The organism is Acidimicrobiia bacterium, from assembly GCA_016650365.1.
Classification (GTDB): Bacteria; Actinomycetota; Acidimicrobiia; order Spongiisociales; family JAENVV01; genus JAENVV01.
Genome location: JAENVV010000316.1, coordinates 1 through 2,217 on the forward strand (window position 1 = coordinate 1; position 2,217 = coordinate 2,217).

The 2,217-nt window shown below is 59.7% G+C and carries 4 protein-coding genes; 2 read left to right on the top strand and 2 right to left on the bottom strand.

Annotated elements, in window-relative coordinates; genetic code table 11:
* Positions 1 to 55: 55 nt before the first annotated feature.
* Positions 56 to 481, bottom strand: a complete 426-nt coding sequence (locus JJE47_17430; GenBank protein ID MBK5269208.1) for a hypothetical protein — start codon at positions 479 to 481, stop codon at positions 56 to 58.
* 41 nt (positions 482 to 522) lie between these two features.
* Between JJE47_17430 and JJE47_17435 the strand changes: the two genes are divergently transcribed.
* A complete protein-coding gene (locus JJE47_17435) occupies positions 523 to 1,329 on the top strand; it encodes a DUF3152 domain-containing protein (GenBank protein MBK5269209.1) in 807 nt (268 codons plus the stop codon).
* On the opposite strand, the gene JJE47_17440 is transcribed toward JJE47_17435, so the two are convergent.
* The gene (locus JJE47_17440) at positions 1,301 to 1,975 is read right to left on the bottom strand and encodes an enoyl-CoA hydratase/isomerase family protein (protein ID MBK5269210.1); all 675 of its coding nucleotides are present in this window, start codon (positions 1,973 to 1,975) and stop codon (positions 1,301 to 1,303) included. The genes JJE47_17435 and JJE47_17440 overlap by 29 nt on opposite strands.
* Before the next feature lie 59 nt (positions 1,976 to 2,034).
* On the opposite strand from JJE47_17440, the gene JJE47_17445 reads away from it, so the two are divergent.
* Positions 2,035 to 2,217 carry an Rdx family protein gene (locus JJE47_17445; protein MBK5269211.1) on the top strand — a complete coding sequence of 61 codons (183 nt, stop codon included), beginning with the start codon at positions 2,035 to 2,037 and terminating at the stop codon, positions 2,215 to 2,217.

A 2,217-nucleotide genomic window follows, 5' to 3' on the forward strand; every position in this document is an offset into this window, starting at 1 on the left:
GAAGCCGACGAATCGTCGTGAAGCCGACGAATCGTCGTGAAGCCGACGAATCGTCCTAATCGTCGTCCTGGCTATCGGCCAACTCGGCCGCTCTCCGATGGTGGGCCGCCTGCCTCCTGTGGAATACCGAAACATTTGGCAATGGCCGAACCGCATCCATCCCGATAAGCGGTCGGCGGTATGAGCTACTCATCAAAAGGACGCCAACTGCCAGAAAGAACCCGACGAGTAGACCGCCGAAGATGGCATCTATTCGGGCCGACCTCACACACAGATCGGTATCGACCCCACCCGTAATTGTCTCGTCGAGATTTCCTGTGAGGACGTCATACATCGTTCCACAGTGCTCAACCCGATCGATAACCGACCCGTCATCAAGATAATCCTGAAAAAGAACGACGTTGATTTGGTTGTAGAACAGGCTCCATCCCCCAACCAGCAGACTGGCTACGACGATGAGACGACCAAGAGTTCCCGACATGAGTTGAGGCTATCAAACCTTTTGCATAACATCTACCTGCCGTGAACCGCCCCACTCCCCATCGCCGAGCCTTTCTCATGCTGGCAACCATCGCTCTCATCGCGGCATTCGCAGTACCACGGCTCGGTACCGACACGAGCCTTGGGCCCCCGGCACCGAAGTCCGACAATTCGGTGACCGCCAGCCCGGCGGCCACGGAAACGCCATCTTCTACCGCACCGGTGATCGCCGAACCGTCTGCCGATGATCCGCCACCCACTCCGACCGTTGATGCCTCCTGTTCGACCAACACCCCCCACGAACCGACCGGAACTCTGATCGTGGTGCCAGGTTCGACCATGCCATCGTCCGATGGCCCCATCAAGACCTATATCGTCGAGGTCGAAGAAGGACTCGGCATTGACGCCGCCTGTTTCGCCGATCGGGTCGATCAGGTACTTAGTGATCCCCGGTCTTGGGGCGGGCGTGAAGGGTTCGCCGTCCAACGGGTCGATATCGGAGAGCCTTCATTCCGTGTGACTCTGGCCTCGCCGGCGACGACCGATGAGCAATGCCTTCCCCTGGTCACAGCAGGTATCTATTCCTGCTGGGACGCCCATCGGGCCATGATCAACGTCTGGCGCTGGGAAACCGGCACGGAGGAATACGCCAACGACCTGTGGGGCTATCAGATATATGTGATCAACCATGAGGTGGGGCATGGCCTCAAGCACGGGCACGTTGCCTGTACCGGCGTCGGTGACCTGGGACCCGTCATGATGCAACAAACCAAAGGTCTCGACGGATGCTGGCCCAACGGCTGGCCACTCGATCTGGAGATCACCGTTCTTTCAGAAGGCGGCGCCTGACTTCGTCCCAATCCATCCCGGCTGAGATGCTCGTCTCGATCTCAACCATAAGTTGTTTGGTCGCCGCCACGGCCCCGGGGACGAGACCAGCGGCTTGATCGGCGAGTTCGCGAGCCGTTGCCAGCGCACTGCCATCCGGGACGAGAACGCCGGCGATTCCGTAGGGGCCGAGGGTCTCATTCACCAATAACAGCCGTCGGGTTGTCTCGGCTCCGAGTGTTCGAAGCAATCGATTCACCCCAGCGGGCCGGTACAGGATTCCCAGCCGGGCGGCCGGGATCATAAAGGTGGATCCTTGGCCCGCCACCCGGACATCACAGGCGGTAGCCAATTCGACCCCGGCTCCCAAACAGGGTCCCTCGATCGCGGCAAAAGTCGGAACCTGGACCGAAGCAAGCCGGTCGGCGGCCGCCGCCAACCCGCTTTCGACATCAAGATCAGCTTCCGTAAACGATAACTCTGTCAAATCCGCCCCGGCCGTGAAGATCGAGCCTGACCCGGTGAGGATGATGGCGCGGGAACCGCTCTCGACGAGTTGATCGATGGCAATAGGTAGGGCGACAAGAGCGGCTTTTGTCAAGGCGTTCCTCTTCTTGGGTCGATCAAACCGAATTACCCCGACCCTCCCCTCCGTCGTTATGATCACTGCCCATGACTCCCATCACCATCGAGTTCTGCCGGGCCTGAAACTACACTGCCCGTGCCGTGAGCATGGCTGAGGCGATTTTCGACGAGTTCGGTCCGAAGTACGACATCCACCTGATCCCCTCGCGGGGCGGCGTATTTGAAATTGTCGTCGATGGCCGTCTGGTGTTCTCCAAGTCGGAGACGAACCGGCACGCCGAGTACGAATCTGACGTTGCGCCGAGCCTGCGCACCGTCCCATAA